The 20,945-nt window shown below is 36.7% G+C and carries 20 protein-coding genes; 7 read left to right on the top strand and 13 right to left on the bottom strand.

Annotated features, from left to right (window positions below; all coding sequences use genetic code 11):
• Positions 1-481 precede the first annotated feature (481 nt).
• From FD46_RS04250 to FD46_RS04240, 3 genes are all read right to left on the bottom strand, one after another.
• The gene (locus FD46_RS04250; protein WP_057895947.1) at positions 482-1,330 is read right to left on the bottom strand and encodes a DUF72 domain-containing protein; all 849 of its coding nucleotides are present in this window, start codon (positions 1,328-1,330) and stop codon (positions 482-484) included.
• 87 nt (positions 1,331-1,417) lie between these two features.
• A complete protein-coding gene (locus FD46_RS04245) occupies positions 1,418-2,398 on the bottom strand; it encodes a Gfo/Idh/MocA family protein (protein WP_057895946.1) in 981 nt (326 codons plus the stop codon).
• Entirely contained in the window at positions 2,395-3,078 is a 684-nt protein-coding gene (locus FD46_RS04240) for a ribose-5-phosphate isomerase A (RefSeq protein ID WP_235805560.1), read from the bottom strand. Before FD46_RS04240 ends, FD46_RS04245 begins: the two co-directional genes overlap by 4 nt.
• A gap of 298 nt (positions 3,079-3,376) precedes the next feature.
• Between FD46_RS04240 and FD46_RS04235 the strand changes: the two genes are divergently transcribed.
• Positions 3,377-4,219 (top strand): MurR/RpiR family transcriptional regulator, encoded by an 843-nt coding sequence (locus FD46_RS04235; RefSeq protein ID WP_057895945.1) that lies wholly within the window; start codon positions 3,377-3,379, stop codon positions 4,217-4,219.
• A 322-nt stretch (positions 4,220-4,541) separates the two neighbouring features.
• On the opposite strand, the gene FD46_RS04230 is transcribed toward FD46_RS04235, so the two are convergent.
• The 4 genes from FD46_RS04230 to FD46_RS04215 all read right to left on the bottom strand — a co-directional run bounded on the left by FD46_RS04230 (position 4,542) and on the right by FD46_RS04215 (position 7,587).
• Complete coding sequence (locus FD46_RS04230) at positions 4,542-5,591, bottom strand: DUF4767 domain-containing protein (protein ID WP_057895944.1); 1,050 nt, start codon at positions 5,589-5,591, stop codon at positions 4,542-4,544.
• A gap of 84 nt (positions 5,592-5,675) precedes the next feature.
• The gene (locus tag FD46_RS04225) at positions 5,676-6,314 is read right to left on the bottom strand and encodes a DUF421 domain-containing protein (RefSeq protein ID WP_057895943.1); all 639 of its coding nucleotides are present in this window, start codon (positions 6,312-6,314) and stop codon (positions 5,676-5,678) included.
• Positions 6,315-6,323: 9 nt separating this feature from the next.
• Positions 6,324-6,767, bottom strand: a complete 444-nt coding sequence (locus FD46_RS04220; RefSeq protein ID WP_057895942.1) for a DUF3290 family protein — start codon at positions 6,765-6,767, stop codon at positions 6,324-6,326.
• 91 nt (positions 6,768-6,858) lie between these two features.
• A complete protein-coding gene (locus FD46_RS04215; RefSeq protein ID WP_057895941.1) occupies positions 6,859-7,587 on the bottom strand; it encodes a hypothetical protein in 729 nt (242 codons plus the stop codon).
• A gap of 151 nt (positions 7,588-7,738) precedes the next feature.
• On the opposite strand from FD46_RS04215, the gene FD46_RS04210 reads away from it, so the two are divergent.
• From FD46_RS04210 to FD46_RS04200, 3 genes are read left to right on the top strand one after another with little or no spacing between them, the layout of a single operon-like run.
• Positions 7,739-9,271: an ABC transporter permease/substrate-binding protein gene (locus tag FD46_RS04210; protein ID WP_057895940.1), complete on the top strand. Its 1,533-nt coding sequence runs from the start codon at positions 7,739-7,741 to the stop codon at positions 9,269-9,271.
• A 1-nt stretch (position 9,272) separates the two neighbouring features.
• Positions 9,273-10,265 (top strand): ABC transporter ATP-binding protein, encoded by a 993-nt coding sequence (locus FD46_RS04205; protein WP_057895939.1) that lies wholly within the window; start codon positions 9,273-9,275, stop codon positions 10,263-10,265.
• Complete coding sequence (locus tag FD46_RS04200; protein WP_057896022.1) at positions 10,255-11,586, top strand: dihydrolipoyl dehydrogenase family protein; 1,332 nt, start codon at positions 10,255-10,257, stop codon at positions 11,584-11,586. The genes FD46_RS04205 and FD46_RS04200 overlap by 11 nt, the downstream gene beginning before the upstream one ends.
• 285 nt (positions 11,587-11,871) lie before the next feature.
• Here FD46_RS04200 and FD46_RS04195 read toward each other — a convergent pair whose 3' ends face one another.
• From FD46_RS04195 to dhaK, 4 genes are all read right to left on the bottom strand, one after another.
• Positions 11,872-12,630: an SDR family NAD(P)-dependent oxidoreductase gene (locus FD46_RS04195; protein WP_057895938.1), complete on the bottom strand. Its 759-nt coding sequence runs from the start codon at positions 12,628-12,630 to the stop codon at positions 11,872-11,874.
• Between the two features lie 259 nt (positions 12,631-12,889).
• Positions 12,890-14,044 carry a glycerol dehydrogenase gene (locus FD46_RS04190; RefSeq protein WP_057895937.1) on the bottom strand — a complete coding sequence of 385 codons (1,155 nt, stop codon included), beginning with the start codon at positions 14,042-14,044 and terminating at the stop codon, positions 12,890-12,892.
• Positions 14,045-14,504: 460 nt separating this feature from the next.
• Positions 14,505-15,098 (bottom strand): dihydroxyacetone kinase subunit DhaL, encoded by a 594-nt coding sequence (gene dhaL, locus FD46_RS04185; RefSeq protein WP_057895936.1) that lies wholly within the window; start codon positions 15,096-15,098, stop codon positions 14,505-14,507.
• A gap of 27 nt (positions 15,099-15,125) precedes the next feature.
• The gene (dhaK, locus tag FD46_RS04180; RefSeq protein ID WP_057895935.1) at positions 15,126-16,118 is read right to left on the bottom strand and encodes a dihydroxyacetone kinase subunit DhaK; all 993 of its coding nucleotides are present in this window, start codon (positions 16,116-16,118) and stop codon (positions 15,126-15,128) included.
• 475 nt (positions 16,119-16,593) lie between these two features.
• On the opposite strand from dhaK, the gene dhaS reads away from it, so the two are divergent.
• On the top strand, positions 16,594-17,124 hold the full coding sequence (gene dhaS / locus FD46_RS04175; protein WP_057895934.1) for a dihydroxyacetone kinase transcriptional activator DhaS: 531 nt from the start codon (positions 16,594-16,596) through the stop codon (positions 17,122-17,124).
• Here dhaS and dhaQ read toward each other — a convergent pair.
• Positions 17,117-18,106 carry a DhaKLM operon coactivator DhaQ gene (gene dhaQ / locus FD46_RS04170; protein ID WP_057895933.1) on the bottom strand — a complete coding sequence of 330 codons (990 nt, stop codon included), beginning with the start codon at positions 18,104-18,106 and terminating at the stop codon, positions 17,117-17,119. The two genes, dhaS and dhaQ, sit on opposite strands and share 8 nt — an antisense overlap.
• A gap of 89 nt (positions 18,107-18,195) precedes the next feature.
• Positions 18,196-18,693 carry a class Ib ribonucleoside-diphosphate reductase assembly flavoprotein NrdI gene (gene nrdI, locus FD46_RS04165; RefSeq protein ID WP_057895932.1) on the bottom strand — a complete coding sequence of 166 codons (498 nt, stop codon included), beginning with the start codon at positions 18,691-18,693 and terminating at the stop codon, positions 18,196-18,198.
• 299 nt (positions 18,694-18,992) lie between these two features.
• On the opposite strand from nrdI, the gene FD46_RS04160 reads away from it, so the two are divergent.
• Entirely contained in the window at positions 18,993-20,207 is a 1,215-nt protein-coding gene (locus FD46_RS04160; RefSeq protein WP_057895931.1) for an NAD(P)/FAD-dependent oxidoreductase, read from the top strand.
• 493 nt (positions 20,208-20,700) lie between these two features.
• Positions 20,701-20,904, top strand: coding sequence for a DUF1722 domain-containing protein (locus tag FD46_RS10560; protein ID WP_235805559.1), 204 nt, complete (start codon positions 20,701-20,703; stop codon positions 20,902-20,904).
• Positions 20,905-20,945 lie beyond the last annotated feature (41 nt).

Raw genomic sequence — 20,945 nt, 5'->3', positions numbered from 1 at the left:
AAAAAGAGCTGTCGGAAGGCAGTTAGAAAAGAGGTTAGAGTTTGGAAATCCCTTATTCTACAGCAGTCCAGTGAGATAATTGATAAAGTTGTCGATTTTAGCGGAAACAAAGAAGTCGATAGTTAGATTAGTTAGATCAAAAAAGATAGAATTTAAGTAGCTTGTTAGTGAAAAAAGTTTATCTTGCTGGACTGTTTTTTGTTGTATAAAAAATCTGAAAATAGCAGCAATTATTTTGTTTTCTTATAGTGCTTTTCTTAAAAAAACGGTAAAGCTGGTTTTTAAGAAAATTGGTTTGTGAATTGGATTAAACAGACGTCACAAGTTGATTACAAAAAGGAGTGTGCTAATAGGTGTTAGATTTTGAGCAACTTGTGGTTAAGTGAAAAGGCAGGCTATTGAAATACATTAATAGAAGAAGTGCAAGAGTGTACAAAAGAGCTGGACCAAAACATAAGTTTTAGCCCAGCTTTTTTGTGATTTAAAAGAGTTCTGTTTGTTCAGGTGGAAGAGGACCTAAATCTGGAAAATCAATTTTTAATAGCTGTTTAAGTTCAAGTGCGTTTGGAGCAGCATCGCCACCTGAATTATTGTTAAAAATAACGCAGATTTCTTTTACATTTGACTGCAATACTTCAATTTTTCTTTTGAGTTCAAGAAGTTCTTTTGAATTATAACGGTATAATGTGCGCTGCTTGCGCCATTCTTTTCCTGGATTGAACCATCCCTTTTGGTTGCGTCCGTGAAGGCGCATTACCAGCAATTCAGAGGTTGTAGCTACTGGGAAAAAGGGCACAGAAGCATTCTCCTGTGTGGGCTCATCAGCAGCTACGAGAGTATAATGCTGCTTTTTACAAAAGGAAATTAAAGAGCTACGATTTTTTTGAATATACCAGCTTTGATTGCGCAGCTCAAGTGCCAGTGGCAAGTTAGGCAGCTGATTACGAAAGAACCTCAAGTACGCAACATTTTTTCTTGTAGCATCAAAAAAAGGCGGAAATTGACACAGAATAGTTTTAAGTTGGTGCGCCTTTACTAAAGGTTGAAGTGCTTTTTCAAATTGACTAAAGCGCTCTTTAAGCTGCAGTATGTCTAATTTTTCATTTGTGTGACCAGTCAGAGCACGATTTGCTTTAATAATAAACTGAAAAGAACAAGGTACTTGCTGCTGCCATTTTAGAATCGTTGTCTTTTGTGGGATTCCATAAAAAGAAGTATCAACTTCGACAGTCGGAAAATGTGCAGCGTATTCACTTAAAGTAACAGGTCGTGTCTTATTTTTAAGCAGATACTGATGTTCACTCCAAGTCGTTAAGCCAATAGTAATCATTCAGGTTAAACGTCCTTTTTGAACAATTATAACATTGACATTTAAATATTTGTTTAAATAAAATTGTAACGGAGCTCTTACTGCAGTCTAATCGAAAGGATAATGCATGCCCCATTGTGTACGAACGCTATCCAAAATATGGATTACATCGTGGGAAATTGATAATTGGCCGTCATCATGCCCATTTTCAATATAGCGCTGCATATCCTGTACCTCATAGCAGAGTGCCTCTGTGCCGTCTCCGGCCGTTAGAATTTCTGAATGTTGCGTATGTGCATCCTCAGTATAAGTAATCTTTGCGGCAGTGGCACGCGGATAGTTTTCAATTTCTACGTAACCTTTAGTACCAGAGACCACACCTCGCTTGGGCTGTTTAGCACGCATCGAAAGAGCCATGACAACAAGCTGTTCCTGAGAATTTTTTAAAATGATTCCAGATTGTTCATCAACGCCTGTTTCAAAGAACTTAACTGTTGTCAATGCCGTATTAGGCTGTTCTGTTAGAAAAGAACGGGCGAAAGCCGTTGCATATCCGCCAATATCTAGTAAAGCACCTCCGGCCAGTTTCTTATTGAAGAAGCGATTGTTGGGATCGTAGTCTTTGAGACTTCCAAAGTTGACTTGAATAAGCTTAACCTCTCCTAATTTACCATCGTTGACTAACTTTTTTACTTTAGCAAAGAGCGGCATATGATAGAGCGTAAAACCTTCAGTTAAGATTAATCCCTTCTTTTGAGCGAGTTGCTGTACTTCGTCAAATTGATGGGCATTGACAGTGATCGCCTTTTCACAAAAAACATGTTTACCAGCGTTTAAAGCTTTTTTAATGTATTCATAGTGGTAAGTATGCGGAGTTGCAATGTAGATAATATCAACATCAGGATCTGCTATCATTGAATCTGCATCAGTATACTGTTTTTGAATACTTTTGGCGGCTGCAAATTCTGCTAACTTTTGTTTGTTTATATCAGCCACAGCATAAATTTCACCATTGACTTTATTTAAAGCATCTGCCATCTCATGTGCAATCCAACCAGTACCGATCATACCCCAGTTATATTTTTTCATAATACCTCACCTTTCTTAATTTCTTTAATTGTGTTGTCTGGATTAAGTGCATATACGTCAGTGATGTAATCTTCAAATAAAGAAGTGCCGACTACACCATTTAAACTGCTAATTTTATCGTTGAGTGTTGTAATATCAGACCATTCTTTTTCATAACAGTCGAGTAGGCAGTTACCATTAGGGGTGCGTGCTAGGCTTGCTACTGCAGTACCCATTCTTGGTGTTACACTGCAATCTAACTTTTTTATCTGAAGACAAAGTGTAGGGACGGCTGCAGGAATTACCTCGAGCGTTAAGGGTATGTTAGGGTCAAGCTGTGAGCTTAAACGTTCGGTTTTTGTCAAAATAATGTAGCGGGTTGCAGCTTGAGCATAAATCTTTTCAAGCGTATGGATACCGCCATTGCTTTTTAATGCACGAAACTGCAAGTCAACGCTATCACAGCCATCGAAGCCTATATCAATACGTTTTATTTGATCAAGTTCTGAAATATTAAGCCCAAGTTGCAAACAACTGCGACGGGTTAATTCAGAAGGGGTACAGATAGTAAGGTCTAAATCTGGGAGTGTTGCTAAACGTATTGCAAGTTGCTTTACATTGCTCCCGCCTCCCAAAAGGATTGTCATCCGAGGTTGAATCAATTCTAGTGCCTTATCAGTTACTGCAGTAATAGCCTTCACCTTCTTGTAATATATTTTCTCTATTTGTAAATAAATGAAAATTATTTACAAATAGAGAATACAGCTACTTTTAAATTTAGTCAACTAGTAAAACGTAAAATTGACAAAATTAAAAATAAATAATAAGTTAGTCTTAACTTTTATTTCTTATTTTGTATGGTAAAGAAAGTAATTTTCATAGAATATATTTTTAATCTGAATTGTTGCTTTTAGAAAGAAGAAAAGGATGTAGTTAATTGGCATACTTAAGTATTAATTGCCTGATCACGGCTAGTCGTTTTTTAAAGTTGGGGGAAAAATGGAAAATAATGAAAATATAATTGATTCTCTTTACGGCAATATTAATAATATGACTCAATCTGACCAAAAAATAGCGCAAGTTATTTTGCAAAATCCAGCAGTGATTGTAAATTATACAATTTCAGAATTAGCTGTTGAAGCAAAAGTCAGTGAAGCCTCTGTTTCTCGTTTTTGCAAGAACTTATCATTGGCGGGTTTCCATCAATTAAAGATCGCTTTGGCAAGGGTAGCAAGCAATGAAACGAGCTATTATAAAGATGTCGATTTTGACGATCTGCAAAACTCACTGGAAAATATTAAGGATAATAAAATTGCAGAAATTACCAGTACATTGGCTAATTTTTCAACTAGCAGCATTAAAAGGGCACTGCGAATGATTGAAAAAGCACGTGTTTTGCAAGTATCAGCTGTAGGAAATACTTTTCCCGTTGCTGCTGATGCTGCCTATCGTTTCAACCAATTAGGGGTGTTGACAATCTGTGCCGAGTCATGGCAGACTGCAATTGCACAGACACTTAATTTAAAAACAGCCGATGTTTTATTAGTGATTTCTAATTCAGGAGAATCTCGAGTACTTTTAAAACAGATTGCAGCGGCACATCAAAATGGGCTCAAAGTATTGGCGCTTACGAATCGGCCAGATTCTCCTATTGCATTGGAGGCTGATCTGCACTTAACAACAGCAGTTCGGCAAAAAGTACTTCAATCCGAATATTATTTTTCACGGATTGCAGCAATGACTGCAATTGAAGCAATTTTCTTGCTATTACTTGCAAAAGATAAAAAACGTTTAGGAAAAGTTACTCAGCACGAAAAGCTTATTTCAGATGAAAAAGTCTAAAAGGGAAGTGTGCCAATAGCCATCAGACTTTGAGCATTAACTGCAAATTACGAGCATGGTCTGAATTTGACTATGAGTAATTCGTGGTTAAGTGGGGAAAAAACTGACTATTGAAACACGTTAATACGGCAGCCGCAAGAGCGTAGAAGAGGCTGAGCCAAAATATAACTTTTGACTCAGCCTCTTTGTATTATCTTGTACTTTTACCTAACCAGCCTTTATACTTTCACTAATTATTCATAGTTCGAAGCTGATGATATTTGCAGTTCACCGTTAGTATCGAAGAGCTCTCAATTGCTATCACACATTTTTTTAAATATTTTTATTGATAATATTCAATATCGCTAAATTCATAATTCTTTAATTCAGCAGCCAATGCAGAAGAAGTATAGTAAGTGTTATTACACCAGATACCGGCCCCGTTGGCTAAAATCAAAACGGGGAAAAATTTATCTCCATAGCTTTCCTGTTTGACGCCAAAATAGCTTCCGGCACCCGCAGTTTGATTCCAGCCTCTTAAATTAAGATAAGAAACTCCGTCTTTTGTTATATTGCTTAGACGTAACCAATTTGAATGCTGTTTATTATTTTCAGAATCTTTATAAGAGTTTTTGCGAATATAGTTAGTACTTTGGACACCATTTGAGATAATAACCAATGTATTGTTGGTAAAGGTAACCTTATTAAGAATTCCTTTTTCATCATAGTGGTACCAAGTATGCTGCAAAACGGGGGGGACAAGTTCTTGACCTAAAGTGCTGTTTGGAGAAGCAGAAGAGTTTTTTTCTGCAGCAATGTTGCTGAAACCAGCTTGCAGGTCGCTATTTTGAGTAGGTTTAAAATAAAGCATTTTATCAACTGTTTCTTGATTTTGCTGAGTGATTAATACGACTGGTCTGCCATGGTGAAAGGCAAATAAGTAAAGATGCTTATTCGTGGTGTAGTCTGCATTTATGTCACTGTAAACGGCTACTACTTCGTACTCCTTATTTCCGCGTCCGGTCTCAGACCACTCTAGAGTAGATTTATCATTATTTACTTCAATGTGTCCTTTTTTTAGTTCGGCTGGAAACTTTACCCCATAAAAGGAAACGCTGTTACGAGGAGAATAACTAGTATAGTTTTGTTTCATTGCCTGTTGCCATTGATTTACAAATTTCCGCAAAAGAACAGCCTTTTCCGTATTCCAAAGGCCTTTTTTATTTTTAACCCTTTCAGAAGAAGCTGCTTTATTTTGCGTATTATTTGTTTTAAGACTGTTTTTAGAAGAATCAGCTGTAGTTTTAATTTGCTGAGCATTGTTTACGCTGCAAGCGGTCAGCAAAAGAGCTGAAAATAACAGTAAGATAAATAAGTGTGGTTTGATTTTCATAGTATGTTCTCCTTTAGAGTTTAAAGTACTCAAAACAGGCGGGCTTGCTATGCTGCAATTTCAATTCAATATTGAACTAATACGTTATTTTTCTTCATAAGGAACTAGATGAAGCTTCTTATTTTTATATTCCCCCAAATAGATATCACTTAAGTCTTCGAATCCTCGGTTTTTAACTTCTTTTTCAAGCCATTCCATGTCCTTATCTATCAGTTCAAGGACATCAGTATTTGCCTGTCCATCGACAATGATTGGATAGCGAATATTTTCTGAACCGTATTCGATTACAACCAGCTGTCCATTTTGTTCCAAAATTCCGCTTTTGACCTTACTGAGTTCATATATTTCATGGCTGCGTAAGCGAAACATCAATTCATTGCCTGAGATTCCGCGGCGCAAGCACTCATTAACATTTACTACGCCGTTCTTGATTAAAACATGTGGTTTTCCATCAACTACGTTTTTAACATAACGGTTATGTTCTTTTAGGAATTTCATAATCAGTACAAGCAAAGTCCAGATTAGTAATACCATCACAAATTGCAGGGTTGAAATATCATCATTATAAATAACTCCGCCGATGATACCGCCAAGTACATAGTTTTGAACTTGATCCATGGCTGTTATAGGTGCGAGGTTTCCCTTACCTAGCAAATTGATCTGCAGTACTAAACATAAGATTCCTAACGAAAATTTGATAATAATCGGGCTGTATAAATCCATTACTTTCTCCTATTTTTTTATGATAATCTGGTCGTTCATCAGGTGTGTCTTAGTCAAAGTATAGCTGTTTTGATCTGTACTGAGATTAACCTGGTAGTATGTATTTTTTATTTTAATGATCACTCCATTATTTAGCTGCATAGAACTGACGAGAATCTTACTTTTATCCAGATGTCTTTCTTTTGAAACGTTTGAGATAAAGTTGAGTAATTGAAAAGACTGATTATGTTGGTTTTTAGAGATAGCATAGTCAGAGTATTGAAGGCCAAGCATAAAAAGTAAAAGCAGAAAAACAATAATACTAAGATCGCGGTATTTAATTTGGATTCTGTGTCGTATATATAGTGTAATGGCGAGTATTAGAATTAATACTAAAATGATAGTAATAAAATATTTGATAAAGTTATTTAAATGTAGCTGGCTTTCTATGAAATTGAAACCGAAAAGGGTCATTTAATCACTTCCCTTTGCTAGAGTCAAACCAAGTTTTATTTTACGCTTATGCGGCTGAGTTTTAAAATATTAATTTTAACGTATATTATGTTCAAAAATTACTGCTTGTGATAGTTTGCAAACATGTTCTTAAAAACTCAGCCCCATATACAGTTTCCAATTTCAAAACCCAATCGGAGTTTAGAGGTTGAGTACTTAAAATCGGCTGCAGCCACTGGTTAGTAGGCAGGAGTCTTAAAAGACGATGTCTAGTATATTGTGCAAATAACAAATTGGCACCAAAATAAAAAGCGAGTCTTTTTTCCAAAGCCGGCTGTTCAATGGGCTTCAGCAGTCTGTTTGAGTTATTACGGCTGCCAAGAAACAGTTCTGCCGCCAGAAAATTTTTTTTGAGATCGAAAGGGACTTTTTTATGACCCTTAGCGATGGCTTCAGGAATTTTGATCAGCCAAACCACACGATAGTGCTCCATAAAAAGAAGCATTTTTAAAAGTGCAAGGTCAGTCTCAGAAAGTTGAAAGAAGATTTTAACAGTGTAAGCTTCATTTAATTTCTTATTTATCAGCTGCGGCAAAATTGAAGAATCAGTATTTTTCTTTAAAAGAAGGGTACTTTGAGCGGCATGCCGCAGCCAAGAAGTGTGTGTTGCAATTCGTAATGTCAGCCAAGAAATCTGCCCTTTTTCTCGGTGCTTCAGCAGCAAATAAGTGCTTGTACTGGCTGGCGTGAAGTTGCAAGCACTTAGTGTCAGTTTGTGTGGTAAAGATGCTTGAACGCAATTTATTAATTGTTCTTTACTTAAATCTGAAAAATTTGTCATAATATAAAATACCTCTAAAGTTTAATGAGACCATAAGCGATTATTATAAGTTTGCCGTGCGACTGCTGTGCGACTAGAATGAAGCGGGCATATCTCTTTTATTTTAGTATGCGGTGGCATAGCATGTAATTATGATAGGAGTGAGGGAATTTTGACAACTTTAATAAATACACTCATGGAAAGACATAATCAGTTAATCAGTGCTGCTTTTCAGCATTTGAATATCTCCTTGCTGGCTTTGCTGATTGCCGCAGTAATCGCAATGCCGCTTGCTTATTGGACGGCTGAACATAAAAAAACTGCGGCTGTTTTATTGCAGATTGCCGGGGTTTTACAGACTATTCCTTCTTTAGCATTATTAGGGCTTTTAATTCCTTTAGTTGGTATTGGAACAGCCCCTACCATAATTGCACTTGTGATATATGCACTTTTACCTATTTACCAAAATACATACATTGGTTTGACTAATATTGACCCTTCTTTAATCGAAGCTGCAGATGCATTTGGAATGACTCGCAGCCGTAAATTGCTGAAAGTTCAACTGCCGCTGGCAGCCCCGGCAATTCTTGGCGGGATCAGAACTGCACTGGTATTAATTATTGGGACAGCAACACTTGCGGCGTTAATTGGAGCTGGCGGTCTAGGTTCGTTTATTCTTTTAGGAATCGACCGTAATAATATCGACTTGATTTTAATTGGTGCGATCTCAGCTGCTCTTTTGGCTATCATTTTAAGCAGCCTTGTAGCTTGGCTGGCTAGACATCGCTGGCAATGGACTGCTGCTTTAGCAGCAGTCTTGGTTGTGGGTTTTGGAACAGGACAATTTATAACTTCAGCCCGGCATACGGAGACGATTACAGTTGCAGGAAAACTTGGAAGCGAACCGGATATTTTAATAAATATGTATAAGCAACTCATTGAACAAGATAATCCGAATATTCATGTTCAGTTAAAATCCAACTTTGGAAAAACCACTTTCTTATTTAATGCTTTAAAAGCCGATGATATTGATATCTATCCCGAGTTTACCGGAACTGTTCTTGAAACTCTTGTTAAGGTTCCTAAAAAACAGCAGAATGAAAAGATGACTCCAAAACAAACTTATATCACGGCTAAGAAACTCTTAACCCAGCAAGATAAGATGACTTATTTAGCGCCAATGAAGTATGAAAATACTTACGCACTTGCTGTACCGGCTGCTTTTGCAAAGGCTAATCAGCTGACGAAGATCTCTGATTTAAACACGATTCAAGATAAAATAAATGCAGGATTTACTCTCGAATTTTTGGATCGACCTGATGGATATCCCAAAATTAAACAAGTATATGGCTTGAACTTTAAGACCCGTTCTTTTGAGCCTTCATTACGTTATGCTGCTATTCGTGATGGTCGTGTGAATATGGTAGATGCTTTTTCAACGGATTCGGAATTAGTACAGTATCATCTTAAAGTATTAAAAGACGATAAACAACTTTTCCCCTCTTATAGAGGAGCTGCGCTTATGAAACAAGGATTTGCAAACAAACATCCTAAAATAGTCAAAAGTTTAAACAAATTGGCAGGAAAGATTACCGCTGAGGATATGCAAAAGATGAACTACGACGTCAACGTTAAGAAAGAAGAGCCTGCAACAGTTGCTCACAATTATCTTGTTAAGCATGGTTTGTTGAAGGAGGAAAAATAAGATGACGGTGGAAAGAAAAACAGCAATTGAATTTACTCACGTGCAAAAAAAATTTGGCGGTAAAGAAGTGATTGCTGATCTGAATCTTACAATCCCCAGTAATAAAATTTTTGCTCTAGTGGGTCCTTCAGGGAGCGGAAAAACAACGATTTTAAAAATGATTAACGCTCTGGTTCATCCTGATGGCGGAGAGATTACTATTAATGGTAAGAGTTTAACAAATTATCGATTGCAGGATCTGCGTTGGAAAATCGGTTATGTCCTCCAGCAAATCGCGTTATTTCCCAATATGACAGTTGCACAAAATGTTGCTGTTATTCCAGAAATGAAAAAAAGTGATAAAGCACAATTAAGAAAAATGACAGAAAAACTGCTTTCCCAAGTGGATCTTCCTGCTGAAAAATATGCTGATCGTTACCCTCGTGAACTTTCTGGAGGTGAAGCGCAAAGAGTAGGAATAGTACGTGCGCTTGCAGCAGATCCGCCAATGATTTTGATGGACGAGCCCTTCAGTGCACTTGATCCGATTTCACGTGAACAGCTTCAAAAATTAGTATTGCGTCTTCAAGCAAAACTGCATAAAACAATTGTCTTTGTCACACATGATATGAATGAAGCATTGAAGATGGGTGACATGTTAGCAATTGTATACCAGGGTAAAATCCAACAAGTTGGTTCACCTCAAGAACTGCAAAATAATCCAGCAACTGATTATGTAGCACGTTTTTTTGCAAACACGCAAAAGAAAAATTCTCTGGCTGCAACGTTAAGTTCAGTAATTAAGAGCGGATCAGCTGAGGTTGTGCAAAATAAACAAATACATGTACTTACGAACGGTAATCAGTCAATTTTAAATGAAGGAAAGACACTTTCTGCTGGTAAAACACTCTATGTTAAGGACAAACAAGGGGTTACATGGATGATTAATGCGGAAACAGTATTGCGATTTTTAACTGATCAAGAAGGAGGTAAAATTAATGGTAATGAAGAATAATTTTGATACCATCGTGATTGGCGCTGGGCCGGGAGGGCTGGCTGCAGCTTTTAAGCTTTCTGAAGAGCAGAAGGTATTAGTAATCGAAAAAAACTTATGGGGCGGAACCTGTCCTAATTATGGGTGTGATCCTAAAAAATTACTGTACGGTGTGATTGAAAGTAAGAGACAAGCGGCCCTTTTTACGCGTGATGGGGTGAACGGAGATTTAAACATAGACTGGAAAGCATTGATGGCTTTTAAAAAAAGTTATACAGATTCTATTCCTGAAGGAACTGAACAAGGGTTGGAACAGGCACAGATTGCACATGTCCATGGAGCTGCTAATTTTATCGACAGCCACACTATTCAAGTAGGTGCTGTAAATTACCGGGCCGAAAATATCATTATTGCAACTGGCGCCTCTCCTGCTTACCCTGACATTCCAGGAAAGAAATATTTGCAAAATAGTAATGATTTTTTAGCAATGGAGAATCTGCCTCCTGAAATAGCTTTTATAGGCAGCGGCTATGTTTCAATTGAATTAGCGAACATTGCGGCGCAGGCAGGGGCGAAAGTTCATATCATTCAGCATAATAAACGAATTCTGCGCAGTTTTCCTGAAGAATATGCAAAGAAAATTGTCTCAGCTTTTGCCTCTGAAAACGTTACTTTTCATTGGGATAGTACAGTTACAAAAATAGTTAAGAAGGAACAGCAACTTGAGGTAAAAATTAACGACAAAGAAAAACTTACAGTCCAAAAACTTTTTACTGCCATGGGCAGGCCGGCTGCAATAGAAAAACTCGCCTTAGAAAAAGCTGGGATACACAACTCTAAGAGTGGCATAGAAGTGGATGACCATTTACGTACAGCTGCTGCTAATATTTATGCAGTGGGAGATGTTGTTGACAAGAAGGTTCCCAAGTTGACCCCTGTAGCTGGTTTTGAAGGCGCCTATGTTGCTGATACTATTTTAGGAAGCACCGCACCGATCAGCTATCCTATGATTCCCCATACTGTCTTTGCCGGTCCAGAGTTGTCACAAGTCGGAGTTTCTTTGCGCTGGGCAAAAGCTCATCCTGACGATTATAAAATTAATGAACAAGATGTTGGTAGCTGGTACACTTATTTAAGGATACGTGATACAAATGCAAGGGTAACAACAATAATTGATAAACGTTCTCAGCTGCTTGCAGGAGCAGTAGTTTATGCCACAGCAGCTGAGGAATTAATTAATTATCTTAGTGCTGTAATTACGGAAAAATTACCAGCTGCGGAATTGTCGCAACGAATACCTGTTTATCCAAGCGTTGCCAGTGATTTGAAATATTTCTTTTAAATAGATGTTGTTTTTAAATACAAATGTCAGACCATTTGAGTATACTAATGCTTAATGTGAATATTGCAAGGTAATACAAAGAAGATAGTGTATCAATAGTTGTTAAGCAAAAAAGATTGGTTATTAAAACACGTTAGTTTGCATATTTCAGGTTGAAAAAGAAAGGCTGGGCCAAAAGTTAACTTTTGACTCAGCCTTTCTTTCTTTACTTTATTTAAATTATAATATATTAAAAAAATAGCCTATATTATGAAAACTCTTGTTCAAGAATATTAAACGGAAACATTAGTTTTGAACAGGTTGACCACTATAGATCTCAAACCCAGTTGAAACTGGAATGTTTTCACCAGTAATCGCGTGGGAGTCTTCAGAAGCAAGGAAGTAGATGACCTTTGCAATTTCTTCAGGTTCTACTATTCTGCCCAGTGGACTAGCTTCCTTAAATTGTTTAATAACCTGAGGCGGATTCGCCTGAAACATTGGAGTATTAGTGGGACCGGGAGCAACATTATTTACACGGATGTTATATTTACCATAATCAAGTGCCATTGCACGTACCAGATTTACAACTGCTCCCTTTGCAGCATTATAAGCGGCCATGTTGTAGTCCCCGGTTAAGCCTGAAATTGAGGCTGTGTTGACAATTGTACCTGCCTTTTGCTGGATCATATCAGGAACAAAGTACTTGGTCATTAAGAAAATAGATTTTACGTCTACTGCCATGATTCGATCCCAAGCCTCTTCTGAAACCTCATGCAAAGCACCCTTAGTAAAAATACCGGCATTGTTCACTACACTATCAACAGCACCGAATACTTTAGCAGTTGCTGCTTTTAGTTCTTTAACTGACTGAGCGGAAGCAACATTTGTTTTTTGGAAAGCAATATGCTCCTTTTGATAAGACTTTGTTAATTCTTTAACAGCTTTTTTTCCAGCTTCGTCATTAAAATCAGCCAACATCACGTTCCAATTTTTTTCTAGAAATAATTTTGTTGCACTTAATCCCATTCCTGAAGCAGCACCGGTTATTACAACTGTTTTCATGTCAATCCCTCCATTTCAAATTAATTCAAGTATATCATTTTTTATTTAGCAGTATAAACATTCTGCTATCTTGTTTCTTTTTTAACAATCTTAAATAAAACTAAGCAGCAAGAAATAAAAAATTAAGTGAATAGAATTTACTAAACTATAAAAAATAATCTAAAACTAAAAAAAGATTAAGTTAATTAAAAATAAGTAGAAGCTATGACACAGCAGATAACTTGTCATAACTTCTACTTATACCTAGCAAAGAATATACTTACCCAAAAACTTTATCAACAAATACAGGATGAATTGAATGGGTTTCTCTATAGCGTGTTACAGCGGCATCAACACCGTCTAATGCTTCTAGAATCATCTCTGGTGAAACTTTGAAAGACATGTTTTCGATTGTTTCGCCTTTATCTGTTGATTTTTTAGCAAATGCTTCTAGGTCGCTTTGGCTAACTTTGTCAAGATGGAATTCCTTTTTTGTCAATGGGAAACCGCAAGTCAGAAGGAATTCAATAAATTTGTCCAGTTCTTTTTGTGGTGTTCCGATAAGAACCAACTGAATCATAACTCCTAAAGCAACTTCTTCTCCGTGGCGGAACTTATCAGGATCGCCCTTTAAAACACTGAAACCATCATAAATTGAATGAGCAGCAGCTAATCCGGCACCTTCAGCTCCTAGTCCTGAAAGTAAAATATTAGCTTCTACAACTTTTTCAAGGGCAGTTGTGACGGTATTATTTTCTGAGGCTTCAAGTGCTTGATATGAATATTTCCACAAAGTATCAGCACATTGCCTTGCGACGGCCAACCCTGCATCTGTAGGATGTCCGCCAGCTAAAGTATGGCCATGGCTTTTGGCAACCTCAAGTCCCTCATAGTACGTAGAGAAGGCATCTCCGATACCTGCTAAAAGTGTGCGGGTAGGAGCTTGGGCAATTACTTGAGTATCTGCCATGATTAAGATTGGATGATGTGCATAAAAGAGATATTTGACGAATTCATGATCTTCTGTGTAGATGATAGACAATTTAATACATGAGGCATCGCAAGAAGCAGCGGAGGGACAGATTATATTTGAAATATCTAAAGCATTTGCAACGCCTTTGGAGGTATCAAGGGTTTTACCGCCTCCCAAGCCGATAATCACATCACTAGACTTGTCCTTTGCAATTTTTGTGACACGGTCAATTTCTTCAAGTGAAGATTCACCATTGAATTCAGTATAAGCAACTGTAAAACCATTTTCCGTTAAATAATCCTGAAACTTTTTACCGGCTGCTTTATAAACATCTTTATCCGCCAATAGTAAAAATTTACTTCCGTAAGGTTTCAGAATATCTGCACTATTCAGCAAGATATTTTTTCCTTGGACATAATGATCTGGGCTGCCGAACCACTTAAACTCTTTGCTGCTTGTCATTATAATTCCTCCTTTTGATTACGCTTTCATAATACAGAAAACGCTTCCTTTAAACAACGTTCACTTTTGGATATTTGTCCGCTTTATTAAAAACCGAATGTTAAATAATAACAATAGGGGGTGGTATTGATTTCTTAAAGTCCCTAGGAGCGGTGTATTCGGCTTCTTTGTTAAAAGGACAAAAATTGATATTAAATGAATTACATCTGAAAAATTTTTATAAAAATTAAAGGAAGTGTGCCAATAGTTATTAGGCCCTGAGCATTAATCGCAAATTGCGCATATAGCCTGGATTAATTATGAGTCATTTTGCGGTTAAACGAAAAAGATGGACTATTAAAAACACATTAGTTTGCATATTTCAGTTTAAAAAAGAAGAAACTGGGTCAAAAGCTAATTTTTGACCTAGTTCCTCTTTGAAATTAATGGTTTAATAACTTGCTGCTTAACTGGTTAATAATTATTTATCTTCTTCGAGTACTTCTAAAAGAGCAATAAAAAGGTAAGAACTTGATTTTGCTACGGGGTCGATGTGACCGATTGAACGTTCCCGGAGATAACTGGAACGTCCTTTGGATGCTTTCATATTTTTCGTTTTATCAACACAATTTTGAATATAAGAACGTGTCAACTTATGGTCACGAAAGGCTTTTGTTGCAGGATCCCATAGATCTATCAAAGTTTTCATCCCGACATCAGATTTCCCACGCTTTTTCATCGCTTCATTTGCTTCTAGAAGAAGAGTTTCAAGTTTGGTTTCTCCATCCTTGCTGAGGCGGGCCATAGTTAAGAAGGCTGTGCCAAAAAGTGCTCCGGAAGCGCCACCGATGGTACTGACTAATGCCATTGCTGTAGTACGATATACTAATGGAAGAGTTTGGGGTTTTTCTTCTGCTAGAGCTTTTTTGACTGCTTGTGTACCTCTATTTAAATTAGTGCCATGATCACCATCACCAATGGCAGTATCGAGTTCATTTAACGCAGTGACATTTTGTTTTATATATTCAACCCAGCGCTCTATCCAATCAATTGTTTTTTCTGTTGATAATTCCATCTTCAAAATTTCCTCCACTTTACTTTTTTACCATGCAACAGTTTGTGCATCTTGTCTAAGGTAGCTTTTCCAGTCATTTTCTAACTTTGTGATTGTTAATGAGATACCATGCATATCAATTGCTGTTACCATATTACCGACTTTTGCAAAACTTATTTTAATGTTTAATTCATTTAATTTATTAACTACATCGTTTGCAAAGATATATTGTTCCATTAGCGGAGTTGCACCAAGACCATTGACTAAAATTGCGAATTCACCATTCGTACTCCCAAAGGCTTTCATAATTCTGTTGACTAGCTCATTTGCAATAACAGCAGAAGGAGCAAGTTTTTCAGTTGCATAGCCACGTTCATTATGAATGCCGACGCCATATTCCATTTCATCTTCGGCAAGTTTAAAACCTGGATGTCCCACTGCCGGTACAGTAGCGGCACTCAATGCAAGCCCAATTGTTTTAGTATTGTCAATGACCTTTTGTCCTAATTCAGCCAAGGAGTTTAAATCCATTCCATTTTGTGCTGCTGCACCACATATTTTTTCGACTAATACTGTTCCTGCAACTCCGCGTTTTCCTTGAGTATCTTCAGCATCTTCTACTGAAATATCATCATTAACAATGATTGTTTTAACAGTAATATCATCGAATTCGGCTAATTCTTTGGCCATATCAAAGTTCATGACATCACCTGCGTAATTCTTTACGATTAAGAGAACCCCTTTTCCCTTATCTGCATATTTAATAGCCTTATATATTTGGTCAGGAGTGGGTGAAGTGTTAACTTGCCCGGCGATTGCGGCACTCAGCATGCCTTTTCCAACATAACCGAGATGCAGTGGTTCATGTCCGCTGCCTCCTCCAGAGACAATGCCTACATTGGTACCGTTAACAAAATCATCATCAACTCGAGCAACAGCTAAAGTTTCGGGTAACTGTTTAAATTTGGCTGGGTTTGTTTTTACAAAACCGCTGACCATTTCTGCAGCAATATTTTCAACATTATTAATAATTTTTTTCATTATGTTCTTCCTTTCATACGTAACTCAAATAATCAGCTGAATTATGCATATTATGTAGTTGTGGATCTTTTTTCTCAACAGTTATCATTGTAAATGAATTCGTTTTCAAATTGTACGGACAATTATTACAATCTGTACAATTACTTAAAAATTGTATATGTAGATAAATTAAAAAGAAGGTATACCAATAGTAGTTAGGCTTTGAGCATTAACTACGAATTACGAATATGGTTTGAATTTAATTATGAGTAATTCGTGGTCAAACGGAAAAATCTGACCACTAAAACATGTTAATATGGAAACTGCAAGGGATTACAAAAACTGAGCCAAAGCATAAGTTTTGACCCAGTCTCTAAAAGTAAGTTTAAAGTTTTTAAAGGCATTATGATATAATTTTAACGTGAACTATTAAAACATGAAGTGGAAATTAACGTAGAAATAAAAAAGTAATTAATGTGGGTGAAGAGGTTAAACTATGTCTTATATTCTAAAGAAGAAAATTGCTGATTCTTTTCAGGGATTAGTCGAAGACAAGGGGTTTAAACGGGTTTCGATCACACTTATTATGAAACGGGCCGAAGTTAGACGACAAACTTTCTATGACTATTTTAAAGATAAATATGATTTATTAGAGTGGGTAGTCAATGATAGTCTTGAAGAACTGATAGACAATAATATAGAGTATCTTCCTTGGGAAGACATTATTAAGCTCACCTTTTTTGATCTCAGTGCTAATTGGCGTTTTTATACGAAATGTATCAGAGAACAAAATGAGTTTGATATGACAAACGCTATGGCTGAGCATTTAAGCTACTTAACAGTTCAGTTAATTGTAAAAAATAAATTTCAGCCTGATTCGCCTGAAGTTGCGTTAATACACGTAATGTCTCTGGGAATCAGCCAACTTTTGACGCATAATTTTTTAATAAACCATCCAGATGATTATGAATTGCTAACGGATAAGGCAATCAAGGCGCTTGATTTAACGATTGCTAAACTTAGTTGAACCAACTGGGCGCTTTGACTGCAGTTTTCAAAGCATCTTCCCACTCTTCATTGGCAATGTGAAATAAACTTAATGAAATTCCGTTCATACCGTTTGAAGTCATAAAACCACCGACTTTATCATAAACTACTTCCAATTTATTAATTTTCAACAGTTGACGAACATCATTATTAAAAATCATATTTTCCATTAAAGTAATTCCTCCTAAAGAATTTATTAAAAGTGCATATTTATCTTTAGGGGTCCACCTGAAGTTTAGTTTCAATTTGCTGATTAGTTCACGTGCAAGCAGTTCAGAAGATTTAAACGTTTCTTTGCGATAGCCTGGTTCTCCGTGAATCCCTGTCCCATAATAAATTTCACCCTCTTTAAGTGAAAATGTCCTTTTTTTAGTCCAAGGAAGATGTGAGCCGTTGAATGCGACGCCGATCGTCTTGACTTCCGGTAACAAAGCACTAGATATTTCCTGCAATTTTTCAATGGAAGCTCCGTTTTGAGCATAGTATCCGAGTATTTTGTGAAAAAAGACGGTTCCTGCAACACCACGCTGCCTTTTTTTTAGAGAAATATTTTCTACTGAAACGTCATCTGCAACAATACACATTCCAATTTGCCAGCCGTTCAGTTCAAGCTTCTTTTTTGCTTCTTTGAACGAAGTAACGTCGGCTTCAAAATTTTTAACAATGAAAAAGGCACGCTTTTGGGAAGTTAGCTGACTTACAAAATCAATAATTTCATCAGCTGTTGGCGGAGTAAAAATATTACCCATAATTATTCCACTCAGCATTCCTGGGCCGATAAATCCCCAATCAGATGGCTCATGGCCACTTCCTCCGCCTGAGATTAAGGGGACTTGGTCAATATTTAAGCCTCGTTCGCAAAAGCCATGAGTGTTTGCAACTCTTTTTAAAGAAGGGTATGCCCATTCAATCCCCTCTATCATGTCTTCTAGTAAAGTACTAGATTCATTTACAATATTCATATTTTTCATCCTTAATGATTTTTTCAGCTTTCATTATACATTAATATAATACTTCGAGTACAAAAACGCATTTTTATTAGTTTTAGCGCTTATTTAATTTGCTTTTCGAAACGTGTTTGATAGGTATTTAAGCGTGCATAAATGCGTTCAACATCTTTTGAGGTTCCTCGTAATTCAAAAAGGTCGATCAATGGAAAACTGAATTGCTGTGCATATTGTTTAGCTGTCAGACCAAATTGTGCATTAAAATTTCTGTTGCCGCTGCCGATAACACCATAACAGTTCTTATAATTATCAAAGTCTTCAAGCGTGTCACGCAGTTCGGTGGTCATAATCTCATTATTTCCATTATCAATGCCGTTTCCGCCGCCAAGGTAGGTTGGGACAAAGACAGCAAAAGGTTCAGCGATTTCTACTTCACCGCTTGCTTCAGATATTTCAGTGAGTTTAACCAATCTTTCTTCGGGGTTTTCCATATGTCTTTGTTTTGCGTACGCTTCTAATTTAGTTACAAAGGAACGCGTGTTGCCTTCAATACTGGTATATAAAATTTGTAAAGGCTTTGTTGAACACTTTTCAGTTGCCACTTTGCTATCTCCTTAAAAACTTAATTAGGACTAACTAAACTTCTTCTACTTCCTATTTTTCTACAATATATAGTATTACGCATTGGATGAATACACAATAAGCTGCTTTGACTTGAGTAGTGCAAACTTAATTAAGTACAGTGTATCTGAACTTGAAAAAGCAGCCCTTAAAGAAGTTATGAGCAACTTTTTTAAGTTTACGTAATACTTATTTTATAATCAATGTTGTAATGTTTTTTTATAAAAACGATTATAAACTAAATTTAATTTAAAAAGCATTGGAAAGAAGGATACAGTATATGACTCAAGAAAATAACCATTTTAACTATCTTTTGATTGGTGGCGGCATGGCAGCGGATAAGGCCGCAACAGGTATCCGTAAAACGGATAGCAAGGGGACAATTGCAATTATTTCGGCAGATAATGATGCGCCTTATGCTCGCCCGGCTTTGAGTAAAAAATTATGGGTAGATGAAGAATTTAAGGAAAAAGATACAGATCTTAAAACGGCTGAAAAAAATAACGTCAAAATATTTCTGAGTAAAAAAGTTACAGCCCTCGACCCCACGGCGCATTCTGTAGTGACTACAAACGGAGAACACTTCCGTTATGATAAGCTGCTTCTGGCAACTGGAAGCCAAGCACAACGTATCCCAGGACCAGAAAGTGATTTGGTAGTTGCTCTAAGGTCAAAAGCAGACTACAGAAAAATCAAGGCTCTTAGTGGGAAACAAAAGCATATTATAGTTGTCGGTAGTGGTTACGTCGGCAGTGAAATTGCAGCTGGTTTAATTCAAAACGAAACAAAAGTGTCTTTGATAATTAGTGGGCAAAAAATTTATGATGAGCGTTTTCCGGATTATCTGAGCAGTCAGTATCAGCAAAAATACCTTGATGAGGGAATTAATATCCTAGTCAATAAACACGCACAAAAATATGAAGTTGATGGACAAACAGTGAAACTTTACTTTAGTGATGGGCAGATTTTAGAAGGCGATGGGCTTGTCTTAGGTATAGGAGCAAACACCGATCACAGTTTGGGTGAAAATGCTGGACTATCTTCTGATAAATTCGGAATCATTGTTGATGAACACCTGCATACTTCTGCTCCTGATATTTGGGCTGCTGGAGATATTATTTCATATCCTGATAAAATATTGGGGCGTCAAAGTTCTGCACATGTTAACCATGCAGTTAAATCAGGGTTGATTGCAGGCAGAGCCATGGCTGGTGAAGAGGTCGTGTATGATTACACACCGTCGTTTTATAGCTGGGTTTTTGATATTTCGTGGGATGCAATTGGCCATCTCAGTTCTAAAATGCAGATGTACAGTGAGAAACTGCCGGGTGCGGCGGAAAAAAGTATAGTTTATTATTTTGACGACAGTGGAATTATTCAAGGAATCCTTTCTTGGAATTCTAAGGTAAACCTTAATCACTTGCGTAATATTCTTAAAATGAAGCCTACATTATCGCAACTACAGCAAGTCTTACCTCTTGAAAAAGTAGAATAGCTTTATAATAATAGTTATGCAAAGTGTAACTGAAGCATTTAAGCAGAATTAGAGTGTCTGTAAAGTTTTTTCTTGTAAAGACTCCTTTAGTATTGCAAGTAATTTTTGGGGAGTAAGTCAACTTTAAAATGAAAAGTTTGAGTATTAGAATATGATGCTTTAAATATTGTAAATAAAAAAGGACTGGGTCAAAACTTATGTTTTGGCTCAGTTTTTTTGGACTCTTTTACAATTCCATATCAACGTGTTTCAATAGTCAGTCTTTTCCACTTAACCACAAATTACGCATAGTCAAATGCGGACTATGTTCGTAATTAGCAGTTAATGCTCAAAGTTTAACGACTATTGGCACGCTCCCTTTTTTACTATAATGAAATTAGAAACCTGATAAACAGAGCTTAAATTAAAACTGAAAGAGCAGAACTAGAAAAATTTTTAAAAAGGAGAATTTAAATGCTGGCTTGGCAAGAATCATGGGCGGAAAACAAATATTATGTTACACTCACAGCTATTTTACAATCAGATTAGGGAAATAATAGCTAATAATGATTGGACACCTATAAAAGAAAAAGAATATCAGCAAATATTACAACAGACTGCTTTGATAAAACCGACTAAAGCAACTTTAATTACTGCCTATCAACACGTTTGGGAATACTTTAAGAAAATAGCTACTGCTGAAGAAAAGCAGCAGTAGCTTATCTATTTGAGTAATTTATCTCTGCAAAATGATTTATT

Origin of the sequence: Liquorilactobacillus oeni DSM 19972 (assembly GCF_001436275.1) — a bacterium.
Classification (GTDB): Bacteria; Bacillota; Bacilli; order Lactobacillales; family Lactobacillaceae; genus Liquorilactobacillus; species Liquorilactobacillus oeni.
This window is presented reverse-complemented; position numbering and strand designations above follow the sequence as displayed.